The organism is Streptomyces sp. DH41, assembly GCF_029813785.1.
GTDB lineage: Bacteria > Actinomycetota > Actinomycetes > Streptomycetales > Streptomycetaceae > Streptomyces.
Map to the genome: position 1 here is coordinate 35,355 of NZ_JARVKY010000033.1, position 22,781 is coordinate 58,135.

19 protein-coding genes and 1 pseudogene are annotated in these 22,781 nt (G+C 72.0%); 6 read left to right on the plus strand and 14 right to left on the minus strand.

Features of this window, described 5'->3' with window-relative positions; translation table 11 throughout:
• Window positions 1-163: 163 nt before the first annotated feature.
• The 5 genes from QC283_RS35375 to QC283_RS35395 all read right to left on the minus strand — a co-directional run bounded on the left by QC283_RS35375 (window position 164) and on the right by QC283_RS35395 (window position 6,068).
• On the minus strand, window positions 164-2,233 hold the full coding sequence (locus QC283_RS35375; RefSeq protein WP_279565875.1) for an iron ABC transporter permease: 2,070 nt from the start codon (window positions 2,231-2,233) through the stop codon (window positions 164-166).
• 7 nt (window positions 2,234-2,240) lie between these two features.
• Entirely contained in the window at window positions 2,241-3,227 is a 987-nt protein-coding gene (locus QC283_RS35380; RefSeq protein WP_279565876.1) for an iron-siderophore ABC transporter substrate-binding protein, read from the minus strand.
• Window positions 3,224-4,084, minus strand: coding sequence for a siderophore ABC transporter ATP-binding protein CdtA (cdtA, locus tag QC283_RS35385; protein WP_279565877.1), 861 nt, complete (start codon window positions 4,082-4,084; stop codon window positions 3,224-3,226). Before cdtA ends, QC283_RS35380 begins: the two co-directional genes overlap by 4 nt.
• A 103-nt stretch (window positions 4,085-4,187) precedes the next feature.
• Window positions 4,188-4,751: an MSMEG_1061 family FMN-dependent PPOX-type flavoprotein gene (locus QC283_RS35390; RefSeq protein ID WP_279565878.1), complete on the minus strand. Its 564-nt coding sequence runs from the start codon at window positions 4,749-4,751 to the stop codon at window positions 4,188-4,190.
• Between the two features lie 135 nt (window positions 4,752-4,886).
• Window positions 4,887-6,068, minus strand: a complete 1,182-nt coding sequence (locus QC283_RS35395; protein ID WP_279565879.1) for a spore photoproduct lyase family protein — start codon at window positions 6,066-6,068, stop codon at window positions 4,887-4,889.
• Window positions 6,069-6,236: 168 nt separating this feature from the next.
• Between QC283_RS35395 and QC283_RS35400 the strand changes: the two genes are divergently transcribed.
• On the plus strand, window positions 6,237-6,422 hold the full coding sequence (locus tag QC283_RS35400; protein WP_279565880.1) for a hypothetical protein: 186 nt from the start codon (window positions 6,237-6,239) through the stop codon (window positions 6,420-6,422).
• Between the two features lie 25 nt (window positions 6,423-6,447).
• Here the strand turns inward: QC283_RS35400 and QC283_RS35405 are convergent, their stop codons facing one another.
• The 7 genes from QC283_RS35405 to QC283_RS35435 all read right to left on the minus strand — a co-directional run bounded on the left by QC283_RS35405 (window position 6,448) and on the right by QC283_RS35435 (window position 15,749).
• Window positions 6,448-7,239 carry an SAM-dependent methyltransferase gene (locus QC283_RS35405; protein ID WP_279565881.1) on the minus strand — a complete coding sequence of 264 codons (792 nt, stop codon included), beginning with the start codon at window positions 7,237-7,239 and terminating at the stop codon, window positions 6,448-6,450.
• Window positions 7,240-7,356: 117 nt separating this feature from the next.
• A complete protein-coding gene (locus QC283_RS35410) occupies window positions 7,357-7,998 on the minus strand; it encodes a sugar O-acetyltransferase (RefSeq protein ID WP_279565882.1) in 642 nt (213 codons plus the stop codon).
• A gap of 94 nt (window positions 7,999-8,092) precedes the next feature.
• Entirely contained in the window at window positions 8,093-10,144 is a 2,052-nt protein-coding gene (locus tag QC283_RS35415; protein ID WP_279565883.1) for a glycoside hydrolase, read from the minus strand.
• Window positions 10,145-10,267: 123 nt separating this feature from the next.
• Window positions 10,268-12,313: a beta-galactosidase gene (locus tag QC283_RS35420; protein WP_279565884.1), complete on the minus strand. Its 2,046-nt coding sequence runs from the start codon at window positions 12,311-12,313 to the stop codon at window positions 10,268-10,270.
• A 107-nt stretch (window positions 12,314-12,420) separates the two neighbouring features.
• Window positions 12,421-13,764, minus strand: a complete 1,344-nt coding sequence (locus QC283_RS35425) for an ABC transporter substrate-binding protein (protein WP_279565885.1) — start codon at window positions 13,762-13,764, stop codon at window positions 12,421-12,423.
• A 101-nt stretch (window positions 13,765-13,865) separates the two neighbouring features.
• On the minus strand, window positions 13,866-14,816 hold the full coding sequence (locus tag QC283_RS35430; RefSeq protein ID WP_279565886.1) for a carbohydrate ABC transporter permease: 951 nt from the start codon (window positions 14,814-14,816) through the stop codon (window positions 13,866-13,868).
• Window positions 14,817-14,822: 6 nt separating this feature from the next.
• Entirely contained in the window at window positions 14,823-15,749 is a 927-nt protein-coding gene (locus tag QC283_RS35435) for a carbohydrate ABC transporter permease (RefSeq protein ID WP_279565887.1), read from the minus strand.
• Window positions 15,750-16,074: 325 nt separating this feature from the next.
• On the opposite strand from QC283_RS35435, the gene QC283_RS35440 reads away from it, so the two are divergent.
• The 3 genes and pseudogenes from QC283_RS35440 to QC283_RS35450 all read left to right on the plus strand — a co-directional run bounded on the left by QC283_RS35440 (window position 16,075) and on the right by QC283_RS35450 (window position 18,752).
• The gene (locus QC283_RS35440; RefSeq protein WP_336620684.1) at window positions 16,075-17,061 is read left to right on the plus strand and encodes a LacI family DNA-binding transcriptional regulator; all 987 of its coding nucleotides are present in this window, start codon (window positions 16,075-16,077) and stop codon (window positions 17,059-17,061) included.
• A 207-nt stretch (window positions 17,062-17,268) separates the two neighbouring features.
• Window positions 17,269-17,538, plus strand: a pseudogene (locus QC283_RS35445) (thiamine pyrophosphate-binding protein); the annotation flags it as partial.
• Between the two features lie 149 nt (window positions 17,539-17,687).
• A complete protein-coding gene (locus QC283_RS35450; RefSeq protein WP_279565889.1) occupies window positions 17,688-18,752 on the plus strand; it encodes an SDR family oxidoreductase in 1,065 nt (354 codons plus the stop codon).
• A gap of 149 nt (window positions 18,753-18,901) precedes the next feature.
• Here the strand turns inward: QC283_RS35450 and QC283_RS35455 are convergent, their stop codons facing one another.
• Entirely contained in the window at window positions 18,902-19,699 is a 798-nt protein-coding gene (locus QC283_RS35455; protein ID WP_279565890.1) for a ribonuclease BN, read from the minus strand.
• 244 nt (window positions 19,700-19,943) lie between these two features.
• Here QC283_RS35455 and QC283_RS35460 point away from each other — a divergent pair, with 244 nt between their 5' ends.
• Window positions 19,944-21,005, plus strand: a complete 1,062-nt coding sequence (locus QC283_RS35460; RefSeq protein ID WP_279565891.1) for a glucose 1-dehydrogenase — start codon at window positions 19,944-19,946, stop codon at window positions 21,003-21,005.
• Window positions 21,006-21,036: 31 nt separating this feature from the next.
• The gene (locus QC283_RS35465) at window positions 21,037-22,191 is read left to right on the plus strand and encodes an enolase C-terminal domain-like protein (protein ID WP_279565892.1); all 1,155 of its coding nucleotides are present in this window, start codon (window positions 21,037-21,039) and stop codon (window positions 22,189-22,191) included.
• Window positions 22,192-22,284: 93 nt separating this feature from the next.
• Here QC283_RS35465 and QC283_RS35470 read toward each other — a convergent pair whose 3' ends face one another.
• A complete protein-coding gene (locus QC283_RS35470; RefSeq protein ID WP_279565893.1) occupies window positions 22,285-22,686 on the minus strand; it encodes a hypothetical protein in 402 nt (133 codons plus the stop codon).
• Window positions 22,687-22,781: the final 95 nt, after the last annotated feature.

Consider the following 22,781-nt stretch of genomic DNA (forward strand, 5'->3'; position numbering starts at 1 on the left):
ACCGCCTTCGCGTTGGTGATGCCCGTCAGGTCGGTGCGGAACGCGCCGACCCGGGAGCGGCCGGGCCGCACCATGACACGGTGCCGGCCCACCCGCTCCCGGGCGTCGAGGTCCACCACGGCGAGCACACGGTCACCGTCACCCGGCTTTCGGCCCGGTGCGCCTACCGGCGGCTGCGGATCAGCAGGTACAGGAAGTACGGCGTACCGATGACCGCCGTCATGAGCCCCGCGCCGAGCTGGGCCGGGGCGATCACCGTGCGGCCGATCAGGTCGGCCGTGCACACGAGCGTGGCGCCGAGGAGGATCGCGACCGGCACGACCCGTACGTGCCGCCGGCCCACGAGAGCGCGGGCCGCGTGCGGGGCGACGAGCCCCACGAAGGCGATGGTGCCCGCACAGGCCACGGCCGCCGAGCTGAGTACGACGCTCAGCACCAGGAACCCGAGGCGGCCCCGAGCCACCCGCAGGCCGAGCAGCCGCGGGGTGTCCTCGTCCAGCGAGACCAGGTCCAGCTCGGTGCGCCGGGCGACGGCCACACCGATACCGACGATTAGCGCCAGCGCGACCGGCACGACGTCCGGCATGGTCCGCCCGTAGGTGGAACCCGACAGCCAGGTCAGCGCCTTCGTCGCGTTGAACGGGTCGGTGAGCACGATCAGCAGGCTGATCAGTGCCGTCGTCGCGGAGGCGACGCCGATGCCGACCAGGACCAGCCGGTTCTGCTGGAAACCGCCCCGGGCGGCGAGCCCGAAGACGAGCACCGCGGTGACCGCGGAGCCCGCGAACGCCGCCCCGGCGATTCCCCACGTTCCGGCGGCCGGCACGGTGGTCACCAGCAGTACGGCGCCCAGCGCGCCACCGCCGGAGACGCCCAGGACGGCGGGCTCCGCGAGCGGGTTGCGGGTCACGGCCTGCACCAGCGTGCCGGACAGGGCGAGCGCCGCGCCCGCGCAGAGCGCGGCGAGCACCCGGGGCACCCGCGTGTCCAGGACGAAGGAGACGGCCCGTCCGGCCCGCCCCTGCGCCCAGTTGACGACGTCACCGAGCAGCAGCTTGCTGTCGCCCACCAGCACGGCGGCGATCACGAGGCCGATCAGGACGGCGACCAGGACGGCCACGGTGACCAGGAACACCGTCCGGCTCGGGATGCGCAGCCGGTCCGGCGCGCCGGCGCCGGCCGTGTCCTTCAGCCGCAACGCCATCACGACCAGGAACACGGCGCCGACCAGGCTGGTGACGACACCCGTGGGCACGGACACCGAGAGGTCGTCGGTGATGAGCGTCCGCAGCAGCACGTCCGAACCGAGGACGAGGGACGCGCCGGTGAGCGCGGCCGCCGGCATGGAGGCGCGGGAACGTGCGAAGCCGCGGAAGCGGCGGGCCAGCGGGCGGACGAGGGCGGGCGCGCACAGGCCGACGAATCCGATCGGCCCGGCGAGCGTGACGGCGGCGGCGGACAGCAGCGCCGCAAGGACGACGACCGTGACCCGGGTGGCCCGGACCGGGACGCCCAGCCCGCGTGCGGCGTCGTCACCGAGCGCGAGGGCGTCCACCCGGCGGGCCATCAGCAGCAGCCCGGCCAGCCCGACGACGGCGACGGGCAGCATCTGCAGGACGCCGTCGAAGCCGTTCTGGGCGATGCTGCCCTGGTTCCACTGGTAGAGGCCGCCCGTCTGCTCGGGGAAGAGCAGGAGCAGCCCCTCCGTCATGGAGGTCAGTCCCAGCATCAGCGCGGTGCCGGCGAGCACCAGCCGTACGGTGCCCGTGCCCAGGCCGGACAGGCCCAGCACGACGGCAGCCGCCGCCAGACCCCCGGCGAAGGCGACCCCGGAGGAGGCGATCATCGGCAGCGAGACGCCGGTGACTGTGGCCAGTCCGAGCGCCAGGTAGGAACCCGCGTTCACCGCCAGGGTGTCGGGGGAGGCGAGCACGTTGCGGCTGACGGCCTGGAGCGCCGCGCCGGCCATGCCGAGGGCGGCGCCGACCAGGAGGCCGGCGGTCATCCGGGGCAGCCGGGACGCGATCACGACGGACGCGTCGTCGGCGGCGGCCTGCCCGGTCAGTGCCTTGAACACCTCGGAAGGGCCGACGGCGGCGGTGCCCTGGGTGATGTCGACGACGGCCAGGACGGCGACGAGCAGGACGAGCCCGGCCGTCACCGCGGCCGCGCCCGACCGGGACGTGGGAGCCGTCGACGGACGGACGGCGGGTTCGGTTGCGGTGACGGCCATGACCCCGCTACTTCGTCAGCGCGCCGACGACGGAGTCGATGTACGCCTTCATCGACCCGGGACCACCGAACATCCAGATGCCGTCGTCCAGCCGGTGGACGTCGCCGGCCTTCACGAACGGCAGGGACTTCCACACCGAGTTCTTCGCCAGCGCGCCGGTGAAGGGGGTCGCGGCCGGGTCCTCGTCGTTGCCGATGTAGGCGAACTGGACGTCCTTGGGCAGGGCGGTCAGGCTCTCGACGTCGGTGGAGCCGAGACCGTAGGCCTCGTCGCCCTTCACCTTCCAGGCGTTCTTCAGACCGATCGCCTCGTTGACCTCACCGATCAGCGAGGTCGCCGTGTAGGGGCGGATCGAGACCTGGTTGGAGGTCACGTAGCCGTCGGCGAAGGCGATCTCCTTGTCGGCCATCCCGGCGTCGGCCAGGGCCTTCTTGCCCTCGGCGACCTTCGCCTCGAAGTCCGTGCGGACCGTCTTCGCCTTGTCCGTGGTGCCGGTGGCCTTGGCGATGAGGTCGACGTTGTCGAGCATCTGCCCGATCTGGTCGGTGCCGTCGGCGGACTTCACCTCCAGCACCGGGGCGATCTCGCGCAGCTGCTTGACGGCGGCGGGCGGCAGGTCCGTGGTGGCGACGATGAGGTCGGGGGCGAGGGAGGCGACGGTGTCCATGCTCGGCTCGCCGCGGGTACCGATGTCCTTGGGGTCGTTCTTCAGCGGGACCGAGGTGTCCCACGTCTTGTAGCCCTTGACGTCCGCGACGCCGACCGGGTCGACACCCAGCGAGACGAGGCTCTCGACGACGTTCCACTCGGTGGCGACGACCTTGGTGGCCGGGCCGTCGAGCTTCACCTCGGTGCCCTTGCCGTCCTTGAGGGTGATGGCTTCCGAGGCCGCCTTCTTCTCGGACTTGTCGGCGGCGGGCTCGGTGGTGCCGCAGGCGGCAAGGGTGAGCGCCGCGGCGGTGGCGGTGGCCGCGGTGAGCAGGAGGCGTCTCATGAGGTGGTGCCGAGCCTTTCGGTTCGTATGTGGTGGCGGCCGATCGGGCGGGTGCGCAGCCGGCCGGTCAGGGGGTCGGTGTCGACGTCGATCCGGATGCCGTAGACGGCACTGAGGCGTTCCGGTGTCAGTACGTCCTCGGGCAGGCCGTCGGCGACGATCCGGCCCGCTTCGAGCAGCGTGATCCGGTCGGCGACGGCCGCCGCCTGGTCGAGGTCGTGCAGGACGACACCGACGGCGATCCCGTGGTCGTCCGCCAGGTCGCGGATGAGGTCGAGGAGTTCGACCTGGTAGCGCAGGTCGAGGTAGGTGGTCGGTTCGTCCAGCAGCAGTACGCCGGTCTCCTGGGCGAGGCAGCTCGCGAGCCAGACCCGCTGCAACTGCCCGCCGGACAGGTGGTCGGCGCCGCGGTCGGCGAGGCCGTCGACGCCGGTGAGCGCGAGCGCCCGGTCGACGGCGGCCGGACCGTCCGGATCCGGCCGCCCCCAGCGGCCCCGGTACGGATAGCGGCCGAACTCGACGACGTCCCGCACGGTCAGCCCGCCCGGCGTCGGGCGCCCCTGTGTCAGCAGGGCGACGTACCGCGAGAACTCACGGGACGTCAGCGCCAGGCCGTCGGTGTCCCCGTCGATCCTCAGCGCGGCGCTGCGGGCACGCTGCAGCCTGGCGACGGTCCGCAGCAGCGTCGACTTCCCGCTGCCGTTCGGACCCACCAGGACGGTCACTTCACCGGGCCTGAGCCTGACCGCGGCACCGTGCACGACATCGACACCGTCGTACGACACGGTCACACCCGTAGCCGACAGCTCATGACCGCGCAGGCGCGGCGTACCGGCTGCGTCTTCACCGAATCTCACGTGGCGAAGGTTAGCCTAACCTAAAAAGCGCTGGTAGAGACGGGGCTCACACGGCGCTCGGGGCGACCGCCCCGCCCCGTCGGTCCCGAAGCGGCACGCGCTCTCAACTCGCTTTCCGGGGCTGGGATTTCCACAGTCCCGCACGGTTCAGGGACTGCGGGCAGTGAAGATAGATCTCGTCGATTTCCAGCAGCAGCGCCAGGTCCGGACGGCGGCCGTCCCGGGCCATCGCGTCGAAGAAGGGGGCGTCCGTGAGGAGACGGGCCCGGCCGTTGATCCGCAGCACCTCCTTGCCGCCGGGGATCAGGTAGAGCAGTCCGGCGTGCGGATTGTCCAGGATGTTGTGGAAGCTGTCCCCCCGCCGGTTGCCCGGCCGGTCCGGCAGGGCGACGGTGCCGGGGCCGAGCACGTGGGTGAATCCCGGGGCGTCGCCACGCGGCGAGACGTCGCAGTTGCCCCGCGCGTCGGAGGTGGCCAGCAGGCAGAAGGAGGAGCGGGCCAGGATGTCCCGGTCCTCGTCCGTGAGCCGGCCATGGACCTTGTCTATGACGACGGGCCAGGGCTCGCCCAGCAGTTCGCGCAGTTCCGCGCGCGAGCCGAGTTCGACCCAGCCCTCGTCGGTGACGGCGTCCGGCCGGTCTCCGGTCGCGTCGATCGTGTGCGGCAAGGCCGGCTCCCCAGGTAGGTGCTTGTCGGAAGTGCGGGCTTCCGGCGGATGGTTGTACCTGGCACATTATCTGGCGTTAGGTCCGCCTTACCCGCCGCCCGAGGGGACACGGAGCTCGGGCGGCGGTGCGAGGCCTCAGAAGGCGTACCGGATACGCAGCCAGGGTGCGTGGGCGGCGACGAGCCCACGGAGCCGCTCGACCGCCGCGGCCTTGACGGCGTTGCGGTAGCGCGCGTTCAGCGCGCCGTTCTCCGAGCGCTTGGCCTGCTGGAGCTCCGGCCGCCACAGCACCTCCTCGGCGCGCGGGTGCCAGCCCAGGTTCACCTCGTGCAGGTCCCGGTTGTGGGTCAGCATGATCACCTCGGCGGCGGCCTGCCGCTTGACCCGGTCCGGCAGGACGTCGTCGAGGTGCCGCAGCAGCTCCGCCCAGGCCTCCTCCCAGCCCGGCCGCACCACCACGGGGGAGAGGTTGAAGTGGACCTCGTAACCGGCGTCCAGGAAGTCGGCGGCCGCGGCGACGCGCTCGGCGACCGGGGAGGTGCGTACGTCCAGCAGCCGGGAGTCGTCCGGCGGCATCACGGAGAAGCGGATCCGGGTCCGGCCGCGCGGGTCGAGGGCGAGCAGGTCGGGGTTGACGAACTTGGTGGCGAAGGAGGCCTTGGCCGTCGGCCACTGGCGAAAGGCGTGTACCAGGTCCGCGGTGTTGTCGCAGATCAGGGCGTCCACCGAGCAGTCGCCGTTCTCGCCGACGTCGTAGACCCAGGCCTTGGGGTCGCACTGGTTGGGTTCGGGCTTGGGCCCCTGCCGGGCGATGTGCCGGCCCAGGTGGGCGATGATCCGGTCCATGTTGGTGAAGACGGTGACCGGATTGGCGTATCCCTTGCGGCGCGGCACGTAGCAGTAGGCGCACGCCATGGCGCAGCCGTTGGAGGCGCCGCGGGCGATCCAGTCCGCGGACCGGCCGTTGGGGCGGATGGTCAGCGTCTTCCGCTCACCGAGGACGAGCGTCTCGCCCTTGACGCGCACCCAGCGATCGACGTTGCCCTCGTTGCCGTGCAGGCCGGGGATGCGCCAGTGGGAGTCCACCTCGACGACGCGGGCCTCGGGGAACCGGGCGATCACCTGCCGGCCGCGCTCGGAGGCGGCCGCCGCCGGCTCGGCGTGGATCTCCCGCACCGGCAGCAGACGGCGGGCGGCGGCGGAGTCCCGGAAGAGCGGTCCGGCGACCGGCCGCGGGGCCGGCGGCCCGGGCGCCAGGGCGTCGAGGCCGAAGAGGGTGCCGGAGCCGTCGTCTGGTGCGGTGGACGGGTCGTGCATGAGGGCTCCGGTACGAGAGTGCGCGGCGGACCGGAATCGGCTTCGACGCGCCGCGGACGGTCCCGTCCCTCCACTGTACGAAGCGCGCGGTGTCTTCCGCCGTGTCACGCACCCCGTCGGGGGCATACGCGTGACACGGCACCGGTCCGGTGCCCCCGATCCGAAGGGATGTACACCGTGCTCGCCATCATCGCGGCGGTCCTGTTCCTCATCGCCTGGCTGATCAACGCGGCGGAGATCTCGACCAACGACATCTTCACCTCCACCAACGTCATGCTCATCGGCCTCGCCCTGCTGGCCCTGCACGTAGCCGGCATCGGCAGTGGCTGGGCGTCGCGCGGACGCCGCCGCTGAGCCGCCGCCCCCGGGCCCCTCCCGGTCAGGGGATACGCGCCACGCCCGCGTAGATACCGCTCTCCTCGGGCGCGGGCGGCTCCTGGTCCGCGCCGTACCACTCGGTGGCCGTGACCAGGCCGGGCGGCATCGGCTCCAGTCCCTCGAAGAAGCGCGCGACCTCGTCCCGGGTGCGGAAGCCGAGCCGGATGCCGCCCTTGGCGTACTGGGCGATCACCTGCTCGGCCAGCTCCGGGAAGAGGTCGATCGCGGCGTGCGAGAGGACCAGGTGGCTGCCCGACGGGAGAGCCCCGACCAGGTGGCGGACGATGCCGTGGGCGTCCTGCTCGTCCGTGACGAAGTGCATCAGGGCGATCAGCGACAGGGCGATCGGCCGGTCGAAGTCCAGGATCTCCCGGGCGTGCCGCACGATCCCGTCCGGCTCCCGGACATCGGCCTGGATGTAGTCCGTGGCCCCCTCGGGACTGCTGACCAGCAGGGCCTCCGCGTGGCGCAGGACGATCGGATCGTTGTCCGCGTAGACGACCCTGGCCGCCGGTACCGTCCGCTGGACGATCCGGTGGAGGTTGGGCTCGGTCGGGATACCGGTGCCGATGTCCAGGAACTGGTCGATGCCCCGAGCGGCGAGAGACGCCACCGCACGGTTCATGAACGCGCGGTTCTGCCGCGCCGCGTCCCGCGCCTGGGGCGGCAGCGTCTCGCCCACCGCCTCGTCGACGGGGTAGTTGTCCTTGCCGCCCAGCAGCCAGTCGTAGACACGTGCCGGGTGGGCCCGGCCGGTGTCGATGTGGGGAGGCTGGGAATGGTCCGTCGTCATGGCAGGCTCCGTGCTCCGGGAGGTGACGCTCCGCCGCAATTTCCGATCATCGTACTGTCCTGCGGACCGTGCCATGTACCGGGCGACATAAGGGAGTTGCCGGTCGTTCCGCGAGGGTCACCCGGCATCCGGGCGCAGGGTGCCGGGCGGGCGGTAGGTCCACTCCCGGTCGGCGTCGGTGATCTCGCGTACGATCCGCGCCGGAGTCCCGGCGACGACCACCATGGGCGGCACGTGCGCCGTCACCACGCTGCCCGCGCCGACCACCGAGCCCCGGCCGATGGTGACCCCCGGCATGATCAGCGCGCCGGCCCCGATCCACACGTCGTCCTCGACGCGCACCGGCGCCGAGAACTGCGTACCGTCCCCGCGCAGCTCCGGGTGGACGGGGTGTCCGGTGGTGCTGACGGTCACGTGCGGGGCGAACATCACCCGGTCCCCGACGAAGACCTCGACGTCGTCGACGAGGGTGAGGCCGAAGTTGGCGTACACGTCGTCGCCCAGGTGCACACGGTTGCCGTAGGCCACGTGCAGCGGAGGCTCGATCCACACCCCGGTGCCCAGTGAGGCGAACATCTCCTTCAGGATCGTCCGGCGGCCCTCCTCGTCCCGGGCTCCGGTCCGGTTGTAGGCGTCGGCCAGCTCCTTGCCCCGCAGCCGTTCCTCCGCCAGGCCCTCCAGGCCCGGCGCGCCGTCCGAGTAGAGCTCCCGCGCCGCCATCCTGCGGCGGACCTCGGTCTCGCGCGGGTCGGTCGTCATATGGCCTCCTTCAGCCAACGCGTGTGGGGGGCCGGCCCGCACCGCCCCGGGGCCGGTGCGGTGCGGGCGCGACCCGTGGATGCCGTGGCGGCCGTCAGCCGGTGCTCGCGGCGGACACGTCCGTCACCGTCCAGCGCTGGTTGGAGCCGGAGTTGGGCGGCCACGTCGTGACCGCCGCGCCCTCGTGCGTCGCCTGGCCGCCTACTTCGAGCAGGCGCCCGGTTGCCGCGTTGACCAGCGTCCAGGTGCCGTCACCGGTGGTCGACATGAGCCACTCGGCGGCCTTGTCGCGCTTGCCGGTGTCGGGCTCGGCCACCGGGACGTCGTCGCGTACGGCCAGCCGCGTGCCACCGGCGGGATCGGTGAAGACGTAGCGGTCGCGTACGCCGCTGTCGTGGCGCACCGCGCTGAGCCGCCAGCGCTGGGCACTGGCGCCGGCCTCGCTGCCGAGGACCAGGCTCGCACCGCCGGCCGCGACGGTGACGGCCTTGCCGCTCTGCACGCCGGTCAGCGTGTAGGTGTGGCCCTTGCGCAGCGGAGCGGCGTCCCTCGCGACGCCGTGGACGCCCTTGATCTCGAAGGAGGTCACGGACTCGGCGGGCACGGTGAAGGTGGCCGCGCGGTCACTCACCCTGATCGGGGCCTGCCGTTCGAGCTTGCCGTCGGCGTCGGTTACGACCGGGGTGACGGTGGCGCTCCGGCGTACGTCGCGGAACTTCGAGAGGTCGATCGTGACCGTGCGGGGCGCGGTGGTGCGGTTGACGTGGACGAGCGAGGCGCCCTTGCCGTCACGGGTGACGGCGGCGGCGCTGGAGGTGTCGTCCGTGCCGATCAGCCGGTCGCCGGGCTGGATGAAGTGGGTGAAGTTGCGGGCGGTGTCGAACTTGGTGTTGGTCCGGATCGGGCACGTCTCGAGGGTGTCCTCGGCGGTGCAGTCGAACGGGAGCTGGATGCTGCCCCAGTTGCCGCCCTCGGCGGACTCGCCGCCGGGCTTCATGTTGTCGTAATCCTCGACGGGCTGCCAGAACACCCAGGCGCGGGGCTCCAGTTCGCGCAGGTCGTCGACGATCTGCTGGGCGAGGCCGAGGCCGGGCCGCATGTCCTCGAAGTCCTGTCCGTCGCCCCAGTCGCCGCCGACCTCGCTCATCCACAGCGGTTTGTCCGCGGCCTTGGACAGGTCCCGCACGGTGGTGCGCTGCCCGGTGCCGTAGGTGTGGACGTTCATCTGGTCGACGAGGTAGCGGTCGGCCCGGGAGTAGGCGTTCCAGTTCGTCGCGAAGGTACCGGGGTTGGTCTCGTCCATCGCCGAGATGTCCGCCTTGACCTTCGCCTTCCTCAGCGCGGGGGCCAGGGCCCGCAGGACCTCGCGCTGGAGTTCGGGACCCATGTGGGCCCCTTCCTGCCGGCCGCCGACGGGTTCGCCGTCCGCGCCCAGTCGTGTTCCCCAGTAGGGGGTGTTGGGCTCGTTGAACGGGTCGACGGTGTCGACCTTGATGCCCTCGGCCCTTTCCAGCCGCTTCGTCGCACCCGCCACGTAGGCGGCGAAGTCCTCGACCGACTCGGACCTCAACTGGTCGGCGGAGGAGTCGAAGCCGCCGGAGACATAGCCGCTGACGGTCATGAACCAGGGCGGGGAGTTGCTGAACGTCTCCCAGTGGTCGATGTCGTCCTTGATGCGCTCGACCCACCAGCGCTGGGTGGCGTCGGCGTCCTCGTTCCAGTCGGCCGGGTCGTCGGCGCTCCACCAGTCGGTGTCCTCGCGGGTGGTGCCCGCGGGGGCCCGCCACCAGCCCTCGACCGCGCCGCCGGCACGCAGGTAGTCCTTGACGTCCGGTGCGTTGCCGCCGCCGATGTTGTAGCGCGCGATGTTCAGCCCCAGGCCGTCGTCGCCGAAGAGGAGCCGGGCCAGCTTCTCGCGGATCTCGGGCGGGTAGTCGCCGGTGGCGTTGGCGAACCAGACCAGGCTGGTGCCCCAGCCCTTGAACTCCTCCTGCTGGTACGACGGGTCCGGCCGTACGGTGACGGAGGCGGCGGCCGCCGTGGCCGGTCCGGCCTGCGCGGGGACGCCGAGCAGAGCGGCCCCCGTGGCCAGGGCGGTCAGGACGGCGCCTGTGAGGAGGCGTCTGCTGCGGGTACGGCGTGCCATCGTGTGCTCCCAACTGAAAGATGTGGTCGCTGCGGTGGCCCCTTCGCCCGGTCCGGGCGGAAGGGGGTGGCCCCGGAGCGTGCGTGCCGCTCCGGGGAGTCGTGAGTGTGCTGCCGGGATGGCTCAGTCGGTGGGTGTGCGCAGGACGGCGACGCCCCGGGGCGCGAGGACGACCGCGCCGTCCGCGTCGCTGCCGCCCACCAGGACCTCTCCGGTGACGCCCGGGACGGTCACCGTCTCGTCGGTCCGGTTGACCAGGAACAGGAACCGGCCGCCGGGACCGCGGCGCACGGTGGTCTCGACCGATCCACGTACCGCGGCGGGAAGCTCACTCACCACGCCGGCCGGCTCCAGCAGCCGCGGCAGCAGCGAGGCGAGCCCGTCCGCGCCGAGCCGGGTCGAGACGTAGGCGGCCGAACCGTCGCCCGTCGGACGCCGGGTGACGGCCGGACGGTCCGCGTACGCACCGGTGCGGTAGCGGGCCAGGACCTCCGTCCCGGGTGCGGTGACGGTGATGTGGTCGGTCCACAGGCCACCCGTACTCGCGTCGTCCAGCTCCACACGCTGTCCGGCGGGCAGCGGGCCGAACTCCTCGACGCGGATGCCGAGCAGGTCCCGCAGGGCGCCCGGGTAGCCGCCGAGCCAGACGTGGTCGTTCTCGTCGACGACACCGGAGAAGTACGTGGTGACCAGGTGCCCGCCCTGCTCGGTGTACCGGGTGAGGACCTTGGCGAGCTCGGCCGGGACCAGGTGCAGCACGGGCGCGATCAGCACCCGGTGCCGGCTCAGGTCGGCTGCGCTGGTGACGACGTCGGCGCGGATACCGAGGGAGAGCAGCGCCGAGTACCAGTCGAGCGCCTCCTGGTGGTAGTCGAGCAGCGAGGTCGGGTGCGAGTCCTGCTCGCTCGCCCACCACGACTCCCAGTCGAAGAGGATGCCGACCCCGGCGGGCTCCCGCTCGCTCCCGGCCACCGGTGCCAGCGTCTTCAGGGTGTCGCCGAGCGCGGTGACCGCGCGGAACAGGTCGCTGTCGGCGCCGGCGTGCGGGACCATCGCCGAGTGGTACTTCTCGGCGCCGGCCGCCGACTGGCGCCACTGGAAGAAGCAGACCGCGTCGGCGCCGTGCGCCACGTGCGTCAGCGAGTCCCGGGCCATCTCACCCGGCCGCTTGGCCAGATTCACGGGCTGCCAGTTCACGGCACTCGTGGAGTGCTCCATCAGGAACCAGGGGCGGCCGCCGGCGATGCCGCTGGTGAGGTTCGCCGAGAACGACAGCTCGTCGCGGGCCTGGGGGCTCGGCACGACGTAGTGGTCGTTGGCGACGAAGTCCACCTCGTCCGCCCAGTCCGCGTAGTTCATGCCCTTGGTGCCGGGCATCACCATGAAGTTGGTGGTGACGGGTACGTCGGGCGTGACCTCGCGCAGGACCGCGCGCTCCGCGCGCAGGTGGTCCTTGAGCGCGTCCGACGAGAACCGCTTGAAGTCCAGCTGCTGGGTCGGATTCGGGTGCGAGGCGGCCAGCCGCGGCGGCAGGATCTGCTCCCAGTCGCTGTAGCGCTGCGACCAGAACGCCGTACCCCAGGCGTGGTTGAGGGCGTCCAGCGTGGTGTACCGGGCGCGCAGCCAGTCGCGGAAGGCGCGGGCCGCGTCGTCGGAGTAGTCGTAGACGTTGTGGCAGCCCAGCTCGTTGTTGACGTGCCAGGCGACCAGGGCCGGGTGGTCGGCGTAGCGGGTCGCCATCTCCCTGACCAGGCGCAGGGCGTGCTCGCGGAAGACGGGCGAGGTCGGGCGCCAGTGCTGGCGCGCGCCCGGCGACAGGGTCTCGCCACGGTCGGTGACCGGGAGGATCTCCGGGTGCGCGGTGGTCAGCCAGGGCGGCGGGGAGGCGGTGGCGGTGGCCAGGTCGACACCGACGCCGTTCTCGTACAGCAGGTCCATGACCTCGTCGAGCCAGGCGAAGTCCCAGGTGTCCGCGCCGGGCTGGACGCGGGCCCAGGAGAAGATGGCCAGCGACACGACGTTGACGCCGGCCTCGCCCATCAGCCGTACGTCCTCCTCCCACACCTCCCGGGGCCACTGCTCGGGGTTGTAGTCGGCGCCGAAGGCGAGACGGGGGGCGGGGGCACCGTCCGGCCCGCGCCGCAGGCGGGACAGAAGGGTGGAGATCATGGCGGTCCTTCCGGTGGGGTGCGTGCGGTCGGGAGCGGCGGTCGGTGAGTCGCGCCGCCGCCCCGCGGGCCGCCGCGTCGTGTGCTGCCGGTACTGCTGCCCGACGGCTACTTCTCGACGGTGAAGCCCTGCTCGGTGCCGTACTTGACGGACGCCTCCTGCCAGGACTTCAGGCCCTCGGCCAGGGTGGTGCCGGAGACGTAGGCCTTGCCGACGGTGTCGTTGAAGACCGAGTTCGCGTACACCTGGTAGGGCAGGTACGACCAGTCGTCGGCGACGTTCGCGGCCGACTCGGCGAAGATCTTGTTGGCCTTCTGGCCGCCGAAGTAGGGGAACGCGGTGTCCTGGAACTCCGTGGACTCCAGATCCGCGGTGGTCGCCGGGAAGGCGCCGCTGTCCAGGCGGGTCCGCACGCCGTCGCCCGCGTTCGCGTACTCGACGAAGGCGTACGCCAACGCCTCGTTCTTGCCGAGTTCCGGCAGCGCGAGCGCGCTGCCGCCGTTCTCCGCGCTGGCCTTGCCGCCCGCCGTCCACTGCGGCAGCGGGGCGACGCGCCAGTCACCGGCGGCGTCCTTCACGCCGGAGGCGAGGTTGGCGGGCATCCAGGCGCCGGTGGCGAGGGTGGCGATGGTGCCGTCGCCGAGGCCCTTGTACCACTCGTCGGTCCAGTTGGTGGCGGGGGCGAGCAGCTTCTCGTCGATGAGCTTCTGCCAGGTGGCGGTGAACGTCCTGGCGCCCTCGTCGGAGAAGTCGACCTTCACCTTGGTGCCGTTCACCGTGTAGGGACGCGAACCGGCCTGCCAGAGCATGCTGGTGGCGAACCCGGCGTCGCCGGTGTCTGCGGTGATGTAGGCCTTCGGGTCGGCCTTGCGCAGGTCGCGCGCGGCGTCCAGGTACTCGGCCCAGGTGGTGGGCACCTCGATGCCGTACTTGTCGAAGACCTTCTTGTTGTAGAACAGCGCCATCGGACCGGAGTCCATGGGCAGCGCGTAGACGCCGTCCGAGCCGGCCTTCACACCGTTCCACGGGCCCGGGGAGAACTTGGCGGAGAGCTTGTCGGCGCCGAAGGCCTTGAGGTCGGTGAGCTGCTCGGTCAGGGCGTACTGACCCATCGCGTAGTACTCGATCTGGGCGACGTCCGGGACGCCCTTCTTCGCCGAGATGGCGTTCTGCAGCGCGGTGTACTGGTCGTTGTTGGTGCCCGCGTTGACGAGGTCCACCTCGACGCCGGGATGTTCCTTCTCGAAGTCGGCGGCCACCTGCTTCAGCGTGGGCTCCCATGCCCAGACGGTGACGGTGCCGCCCTTCTCGAGGGCCGCCTGGATGTCCGCCTCGGAGACCGCCTTCTGGCTCGATCCCCCGTCGTCGGAGTCGCCGCAGGCGGTCGTCCCCAGGGCGAGGGCGCAGACGAGGCCGATGCCGCGCAGGAGGCGGCGCGAGTGCTTGGGCATGGGATTGCTTCCACTTCTTCGTGGCCGGAACCGGCACCGTTGAGGGTCGGAGGGACGTCGGGGGAGCGGGGCGGGCTGTTCGGGGGTGTCCGGGTTCGGCACTACTCCTTGACGCTTCCGGCGGCGAGTCCGGACCGCCAGTACTTCTGGAGCAGCAGGAACGCGGCGATCAGCGGCAGGATGGTGATGAGCGAACCGGTGACGACCAGGTTGAAGACGGCCTCGCCGCCGGCGGTCGCGGCCTGGGCGTTCCAGCTGTTCAGGCCGAGGGTCAGCGGATACCAGTCGGGGTCCTTGAGCATGACCAGCGGCAGGAAGAAGTTGTTCCAGGTCGCGACCATGGTGAAGAGCAGGACGGTGACGACGCCGGGCGCCAGCAGCGGCAGGGCGACCTGGAAGAAGGTGCGCACCTCGCCGGCGCCGTCGATGCGGGCTGCCTCCATCAGCTCGGTCGGGATGGCGTCGGTGGCGAACACCCACATCAGGTACAGGCCGAACGGCGAGATCAGGGACGGGACGATCACCGCCCAGGGGGTGTTGGTGAGTCCCATCTCGCTGAACATCAGGAAGGTGGGCACCGCCAGCGCCGTACCCGGCACGGCCACCGCGCCGATGACGACGGCGAAGACGGCACGGCGGCCGGGGAAGTCGAACTTGGCGAGCGCGTAGCCGCCGAGGACGGCCAGGAAGGTGGCACCGCCCGCGCCCAGTCCCACGTACAGCAGGGTGTTCAGCAGCCAGCGGGTGAAGACGCCGTCGTCGTAGGTGAAGGTCTGACCGATGTTGTCCCACAGGGCGAAGTCGCCGTCGAACCACAGGCCGAAGGAACGGGACAGCCCCTCCTGCGTCTTGGTCGCGCTGATGACCAGCCAGATCAGCGGCACCAGGCTGTACAGCAGCACCAGCCCGGTGAGTACGGTCAGCAGCACGCTGCGCCGGGGCTTGCCGGGTGAGTGCCGGCGCCGGGAGGTACGCAGCCGGGGCACCGGCCCCGTGGTGTTGGACGGGGCGGTCGCGGAACGGTCGGAGGCGGTGACGACAGGACTGGTCAACGCTGCTCACACTCCCTTGCGCATGCCGCGCAGCTGGACGACGTAGGCGATGACCATGGTGATCAGCCCCATGACGATGGCGACCGTCGCGGAGTAGTTGTGCTGCTGGCCGTTGAAGGACAGCGAGTACGTGTAGTAGTTCGGCGTGTAGTCGGTCGTGATGGCGTTGGGGGCCAGCGGCTGCAGGATGCTCGGCTCGTTGAAGAGCTGGAAGCTGCCGATGATCGAGAAGATCGTCGCGATCACCAGGGCACCGCGGATGGCGGGGAGCTTGATGGCCGTGATCACGCGGATCTGGCCCGCGCCGTCGATCTGGGCCGCCTCGTACAGCGAGTTCGGTACGACGCGCAGCGCCGAGTAGAAGATCAGCATGTTGTAGCCGACGAACTCCCAGGTCACGATGTTGCCGATGGAGGCCAGCACCAGGTCGGGGGAGAGCGGGTCGGGCAGGGACACGCCCAGCGCGCTGTTGATGTCGCCGAGCAGGCCGAAGCGGGTGCCGTACATGAAGCCCCACATCAGGGTGGCCACCACCGCGGGCACGGCGTACGGCAGGAAGATCGAGACGCGGAAGAAGTCCCGGCCGTAGAGGCGTCCGCTGTCCAGCGCCAGCGCCACCAGCAGCGCGATGCCGAGCATGATCGGCACCTGCACGGCGAGGAAGAGCGAGACCCGGCCGAGCGAGGCCCAGAACCGTTCGTCCCCGAGCGCCTGGCTGTAGTTGTCCAGGCCGACGAAGGTCGTCCCGCCGATGAGCTGGTCGCGGAAGAGACTGAGATAGACCGAGTACGCGATCGGCGCGAGGAACACCAGGGCGAAGACGGCCACGAAGGGACCGAGGAAGCCCCACCCCGTCCAGGAGCGGCGCTCCCGCCTCGCCGGCGGTGGGGCGGGCCGCGGTTCGGCGGCGACCGGGGGTTGCAGCGTCGTCATGTCGTTCCTCGCTCGTCCACGTCCTGCTCGTCCATGTCCGGCTCGTCCACGTCCTGAGAGTCCTGGAGCCTCGGCGTGTTTGCGTAAACATCGAGCAGCGCGGAAGGGGAGTTCCGCTGATCGAGGGGGCTGTTATGTTTACGTAAACATTCGATGGCGGCATGTCTACACTGCCCCGAGGACGACGGTCAAGGGTCCTTCCGGAGCCGGGGCCAGGACAGTTGTGGAGAGGTGGCGAACGGCAGTGGACACCGCTGAGGAAGTCGCGGACGCGCGGGACGCGGGGACGCGGCGCCGCCGCAGCGGCCGGGTGCCGACGGCGTCCATGGCGGACGTGGCCCGGCTCGCGGGGGTCTCCTCGCAGACCGTCTCCCGCGTCTCCAACGGCTACGCCGGCGTGACCGAGGAGACCCGGCACCAGGTGCTGGCGGCCATGAAGGAACTGGGCTACCGGCCGAACAGCGCGGCCCGGGCGCTGAAGCGCGGTGAGTTCCGCACCATCGGCGTCATCACCTTCTCGCTGGCCACCACGGGCAACGTACGCACCCTGGAGGCCATCGCCACCTCCGCGGCGAGCGAGGGGTACGCGGTGACGCTGCTGCCGGTCGCCGTCCCGACCCAGGACGAGGTGCGGGGCGCGTTCTCCCGGCTGGAGGAACTCGCCGTCGACGCGGTGATCGTCATCATGGAGGTCCACCTGCTGGACGCGGCGTCCCTCAGACTGCCACCCCACGTACAGGTGGTCGTGGTCGACTCCGACGCCGGCGACCACTACACGGTCGTCGACACCGACCAGGCCGGCGGCACCCGCGCGGCCGTCCGCCATCTGCTGGACCTCGGGCACGACACGGTGTGGCACCTCGGCGGGCCCGAGGGCTCCTTCGCCGCCCAGCGCCGCACCGACGCCTGGCGGCGGACGCTGGCCGAGGCCGGCCGCACCCCGCCGCCCCTCACCCGGGGTGACTGGTCGGCGGAGTCCGGCTACCGGGCCGGCCTGGAACTCGCCGCCCGTAAGGAGTGCACGGCCGTCTTCGCGGCCAACGACCAGATGGCCCTGGGCCTGATGCGCGCCCTGCACGAACACGGCCGGCGCGTTCCCGAGGACGTCAGCGTCATCGGCTTCGACGACATCCCCGAGGCGGGCTCCTTCCTGCCCCCGCTGACCACCGTCCACCAGGACTTCGCCGAGGTCGGGCGGCTCTGCGTGGCGGCCGTGCTGCGCAAGATGCGCCAGAACGGCCCGGAGCGCGGCACGACGCTCGTGCCGACCCGGCTGGTGACCCGGGCGAGTACGGCGGGACCACCGGAGTAGGGGGCAGGGGTGGGGCCGGAGCCACGGTCCAGGGCGGGTCGGCCGTAGCCACAGGTGTGTCCTGCGGAAGGCCCGCCCTCGTTCACTCAGCGTGACGACCGCGGTGATTCCTGTCTGAACGGATGGGTACCGCCCGGTTTACGGCCTGCCGGGGAAGGCAACTCCACAAGCCGGCAGTCGTCCGTCCCCCACGCCCAGGAGAGCTCCATGACCGAAGTCGCCGACCATGTGCTCCAGCGCCTGTCCGAGTGGGGCGTCCAGCGGGTGTACGGCTATCCGGGCGACGGCGTCAACGGCCTCCTCGGCGCCTTCGACCGGGCCGACGGAGACCCGGAGTTCATCCAGGCCCGGCACGAGGAGATGGCCGCGTTCATGGCCTGCGCCCACGCCGAGTTCACCGGCGAGGTGGGGTGCTGCGTCCGGTTCGCGTATCCCGACCGGCCGGTGGTCCTGGAGTTCAAGGTCGACGCGGAGATCGCGCCGATCCCGCCGCACATCATGAGGGAGCAGGGCAAGAAGGCCGTCAAGGCCGCGCTGCACGACCCGGAGCTCACCGGGATCGCCGCCAAGGGCGTACGCCGGAAACTCACCGAGTACGCCGGACACCTCCCCGGCCGGGGCAAGAAGTGAGGGGCGTACGAGGGGCCCGGCGAGGCGGGCGGCACCGCCGGGCGGGCGGCACCGAAGTCGTGGTCGTCACCGGGGCGACCGGAGGCGTCGGCCGGGCCGTCGCCCGGGCCTTCGGCGCCCGCGGGAGTTCCGTGGCCCTGATCGCGCGCGGCGAGTACGCCCTGAGGCAGGCGGCCGAGGAGGTCCGGGAGGCCGGCGGACGCGCGCTGCCCCTGGTGGTGGACGTCTGCGACCCGGAGGCCGTCGACGCGGCGGCCGCCCGGACCGAGGCGGAGCTCGGCCCGATCGACGTCTGGGTGAACGCGGCGTTCGCGACCGTCTTCGCGCCCGTGCCGGAGGTCAGGCCCGAGGAGCTGAAACGGGCCACCGAGGTGACCTACTTCGGCTTCGTCCACGGCACCCAGGCCGCCCTGCGGCACATGACGCCGCGCGATCGCGGCACCATCGTCCAGGTGGGATCGGCCCTCGCCCGGCGCAGCGTCCCGCTCCAGGCGGTGTACTGCGGGGCCAAGCACGCCATCCAGGGTTTCACCGAGTCCCTGCGCTGCGAGCTGCTGCACGACCGCAGCGGGGTGCGGGTGACCATGGTCCAGATGCCCGGGCTCAACACGCCCCAGTTCAGCTGGGTCCTCAGCCGGCTGCCCAGGCATCCGCGCCCGGTGGCTCCCGTCTACCAGCCCGAGGTCGCCGCCGAGGCGGTCCTGTACGCCGCCGACCATCCCGGGCGGCGCGAGTACTGGGTCGGCGGATCCACCGTCGCCACCCTGCTCGGGCAGAAGCTCGCCCCGAGCCTGCTGGACCGCTATCTGGCCCGGACCGGCTACGACGGGCAGCAGACGGACGAGCCCGTCGACCCGTCCCGCCCGGTCAACCTCTACGAGCCCCCGGACGACACCGCACCGGCCGACTACGGCGCGCACGGTGTCTTCGACGACGAGTCCCACGCGCGCAGCCTCCAGTTCTGGCTCTCCCGCCACCGCCGCCCGCTCGCGCTGGCCGCCGCCGTGACCGGAACGGCCGCCGCGGCACTGGCCGACGGCGTGCGCCGGCGCTCCCGGTGAAGTGGACCAAGGCGTCCCCGCCAAAGGCCGCGGACAAAGTCCCCGGAACGGACGAGGGCCGCCGCCCGGGGCCGCCGGCCCGGTGGTGATCGTCACAGCGCCGGATCGTGCCCCGCACCGCACGCGCCGCTGTGACGGCGGCGGACGGGTCATTCACGGTCGATGGTGCGTGTCCACCAGTGGTGCTCGCAGAACCAGTGGCCGACCATCGCGCCGCCGAAGACCACGAACCCGACCCCGATCAGCCAGGACTCCACCACCAGCACGATGCCGACCGTGCCGTAACTGATCGCGTTGTCGAGGATGAGGGGCGTGAAGACGAGGAACGAGAATCCGCGCAGGCCGATCAGGCCCACCATGGTCGCGATCGCGCCCGGCAGGAGGTCCCGCCAGCGGACCTGGCTGCCCAGCAGGAAATGCTGGCCCCACCAGAAGAACAGCACGCCCGTCGCCGTGGACAGCACGATCCGCACCGACCCGTGCACAGCCGTCCGCGTCTGCACCTCCTGGTAGAGGTACGCGGTCAGCGCGACCACCCAGGTCATCTGGCGCCAGACGCGGTGCCACGGGCCGGAGGGCAGCTCCCAGATCCGCTCGTAGCCGTTCTGCACGCTCGCCGCGAAGGACACACCGAACACGGCGAGCGCGATACCGCCCCACACACTCGTGGTGCCGACGATCTTGGTCGGCGGAGTGATGATGCCGGTCAGCACCCGGGCGGAGCGGCCGGACAGCCCCATGCCGTCCGCCAGCCAGGACCCGAAACCGCCACGTCCCAGGGGGTCGAAGGCGGCCACCACGATCAGCAGCGGGGCCAGCGTCACCAGGGCGAGCGTGGCGAACCCCATGGCCCGGTGCATCAGCTCCAGGTCCCGGCCGCGCCGGACGAGGGAGGACGCGGCCAACCGGTCCCACACACGGTGGAACGGCTGCCGGAAGCGGTTCACGGGGTGCTCCTCGGGCGGTCCCTTCGATGGCTCGCGGACGCGGAACTGTGTGACCCGCCGACGGGCCGGACAAACGTGGCACCACCCGGACGGCCGCCGCGCGCACCCGGACGGCGGTCGTGCGCACCCGGACGGTCGCCCGCACCCCCGGACGGCCGCCGCCCGCCCCCTCCGGACGGCCTCCGCATGGGCCGGGCGATGCGGGGAACCGGCTCCGGGAGGGCGAGCCGAGAGGATGAGCACCATGCGCGCACTGACCGTCCGTCCCGGCCGGCCAGGCTCGCTCGGGGTGGAGGAGGTCGCGGACCCCGAGCCGGCCGCCGGTGAACTCCTGGTCCGCGGGGTGGCGCTGGGCGTGTGCGGCACGGACCGGGAGATCGCCTCGGGCGAGTACGGCAGGGCGGCGCCGGGCCGCGACCGGCTCGTCCTCGGCCACGAGTCCCTCGGGCGCGTCGCCGAGGCGCCGCCCGGCAGCGGATTCGCCGTCGGTGACCTGGTGGCCGGCGTGGTGCGGCGCCCCGACCCGGAGCCCTGCGGAGCCTGCGCGCACGGAGAGTTCGACATGTGCCGCAACGGCCGCTACCGCGAACGCGGCATCAGGGAACTCGACGGGTACGGCGCCGAACTGTGGCGCCTGGAGACCGGCTACGCCGTGCGGATCGACGCGGGGCTGGGCCTCGCGGGCGTGCTCATGGAGCCGGCCAGTGTCGTCGCCAAGGCGTGGGAGCAGATCGAGAGGGTGGGCGCCAGGGCCTGGTTCGAGCCCCGCAGCGTACTGGTGACCGGCGCCGGCCCCATCGGCCTCCTCGCCGCGCTCCTCGGCCGGCAGCGGGGCCTCGACGTGCACGTCCTGGACCGGGTCACGGACGGGCCCAAACCGGACCTCGTGCGGGCCCTGGGGGCGACGTACCACAGCGGTGCGGCCGACGACGTGTGCGCCGCCGTACGCCCGGACGTCGTGGTCGAGGCCACCGGTGCCGCCCGGGTGGTGTTCGACGCGATCCGCGGAACGGCGGCGTACGGCATCGTCTGCCTCACCGGGGTCTCGACCGCCGGGCGGAGCCTGACCGTCGACGCGGGCACGGTGAACCGCGACATCGTGCTGGAGAACGACGTCGTCGTGGGTTCCGTCAACGCCAACCTGCGCCACTTCCGGCAGGCCGCCGACGCCCTGGCACGAGCCGACCGGGACTGGCTCCACCGGCTCCTCACCCGCCGCGAACCGCTGGAACGGGCGACACGGGCGTTCGAGCGGAGCGCCGACGACATCAAGACGGTGATCATGCTGGAGGGCGGCGCGCACTGACCGCTCACGGGACGACCCGAGGGAGAACGCGATGACGCCGGCCTCCGGCTTCGACGCGACGGCGCTGGACGAGTACGTGGTCGACGCCGTCGACGTGCACGCCTTCGAGGTCCCCACCGACGGCCCCGACGGCCGGGAACAGGACGGCACCCTGGAGTGGGACTCCACGACCCTGGTGCTCGTGCGGGTGCACGCCGGTGGCAGGAGCGGCCTCGGCTACACCTACGGGGACGTCTCGGTGGCGTCCTGCGTGAGTTCCGTACTGGCACCGGTGATCGAGGGCGGGCCGGTCTCCTCGCCGCCCGCCTCGTGGGAGCGGATGGGGGAGCGGATGCGCAACGCCGGCCGCCCCGGGGCCGGCGCCATGGCGCTGTCCGCCGTCGACGTGGCCCTGTGGGACCTCAAGGCGAGGCTGCTGGGGCTTCCGCTGGTCCACCTCCTGCCGGCCCACCACGACCGGGTACCGGTCTACGGCAGCGGCGGCTTCACCAACTACTCCCCGAACCGCCTCGCCGACCAGCTCACCGGATGGGTGGAGCAGGGCATCCCCCGCGTGAAGCTGAAGACCTCACGGGAACCGGAGGCCGACGCCCGGCGCCTGACCGCCGTGCGCCGCGCGGTCGGGGACGAGCCGGAGCTGTTCACCGACGCCAACGGGGCGCTGGGCCGCAAGGAGGCCCTGTACTGGGCGCACAGGTTCCACGACGAGTGGGACGTGCGCTGGTTCGAGGAGCCCGTGAGTTCAGCGGACCTGGAGGGACTGCGGATGCTCCGCGCCCGGGGGCCGGCCCGTCTGGAGATCACCGCGGGGGAGTACGCCTTCACCGCCCAGGACTTCGCCGACCTCGTGGACGGACCCGCCGTGGACTGCCTCCAGGCCGACGTCACCCGGTGCGGCGGCATCACCGGCGTGCTGGAGGTCGCCGGCCTGTCCGCGGCCCACCACCTCGACCTCTCCGCGCACTGCGCCCCGGCGGTCTCCGCCCACGCCTTCTGCGCCGTGCGCCGGCTGCGGCACCTGGAGTACTTCCACGACCACGTGCGCGTCGAGCGACTGCTGTTCGACGGTGTTCCGGCACCCGACGGAGGCGCCCTGCGCCCCGACACGGGCCGGCCGGGACTCGGCCTTGAGGTCAGGTGGGCCGACGCGGAGCCCTACCGTGTCCACGGAACACGCCCGTCCTGACCTCGTCCCGGGGCACGGCCACCGGGCGCCCCGGCGGCCGGGGCCCCCGAGCCGTCGGGCGACCGGGCTCGGCCCGGTCCCAGGCGGCAGGGATCAGGGGTCCGTGCGCTGCTGCTCACGCATGCGTTCGTTGTGCCAGGCGATGGCGGCACGTATCTGCGGCTCCTGGAGGCCCGTCCGGCAGCCGAGCTGCTCCATGGAGAGGGCCGGCGGACCCGCGGTCAGGGTCCGGGTGAGCTTCGCCGCCCACAGCTCCTCCTCCACGAAGGGCCGGTGCGCGTAGCCCGCCTTGACCACGTCGAAGTGGTCGTCGCAGCACGCGGTGATGAGCCGCAGCCCGTCGGCCCAGGGGTGGGTGGGGTCCGCCGCGGAGGAGTCCGGCACGTAACCGCTGACGGACTCGTTCTCGGGGAAGACCCTGGCGCACAGGTCGCACAGCTCCACGGGGACCGGCTTCGTGGTCCGACGGCCCTTCCAGTTCGTGCGCTTCCACATGGCGACTCCCGGGGGTCGGCGTCCGGAATGCCGGAGTTACCCGCAGGGCGGGGAGCAAACGCCCCGCGGGTGACGGCCCCGTCCCGGCCGGACGC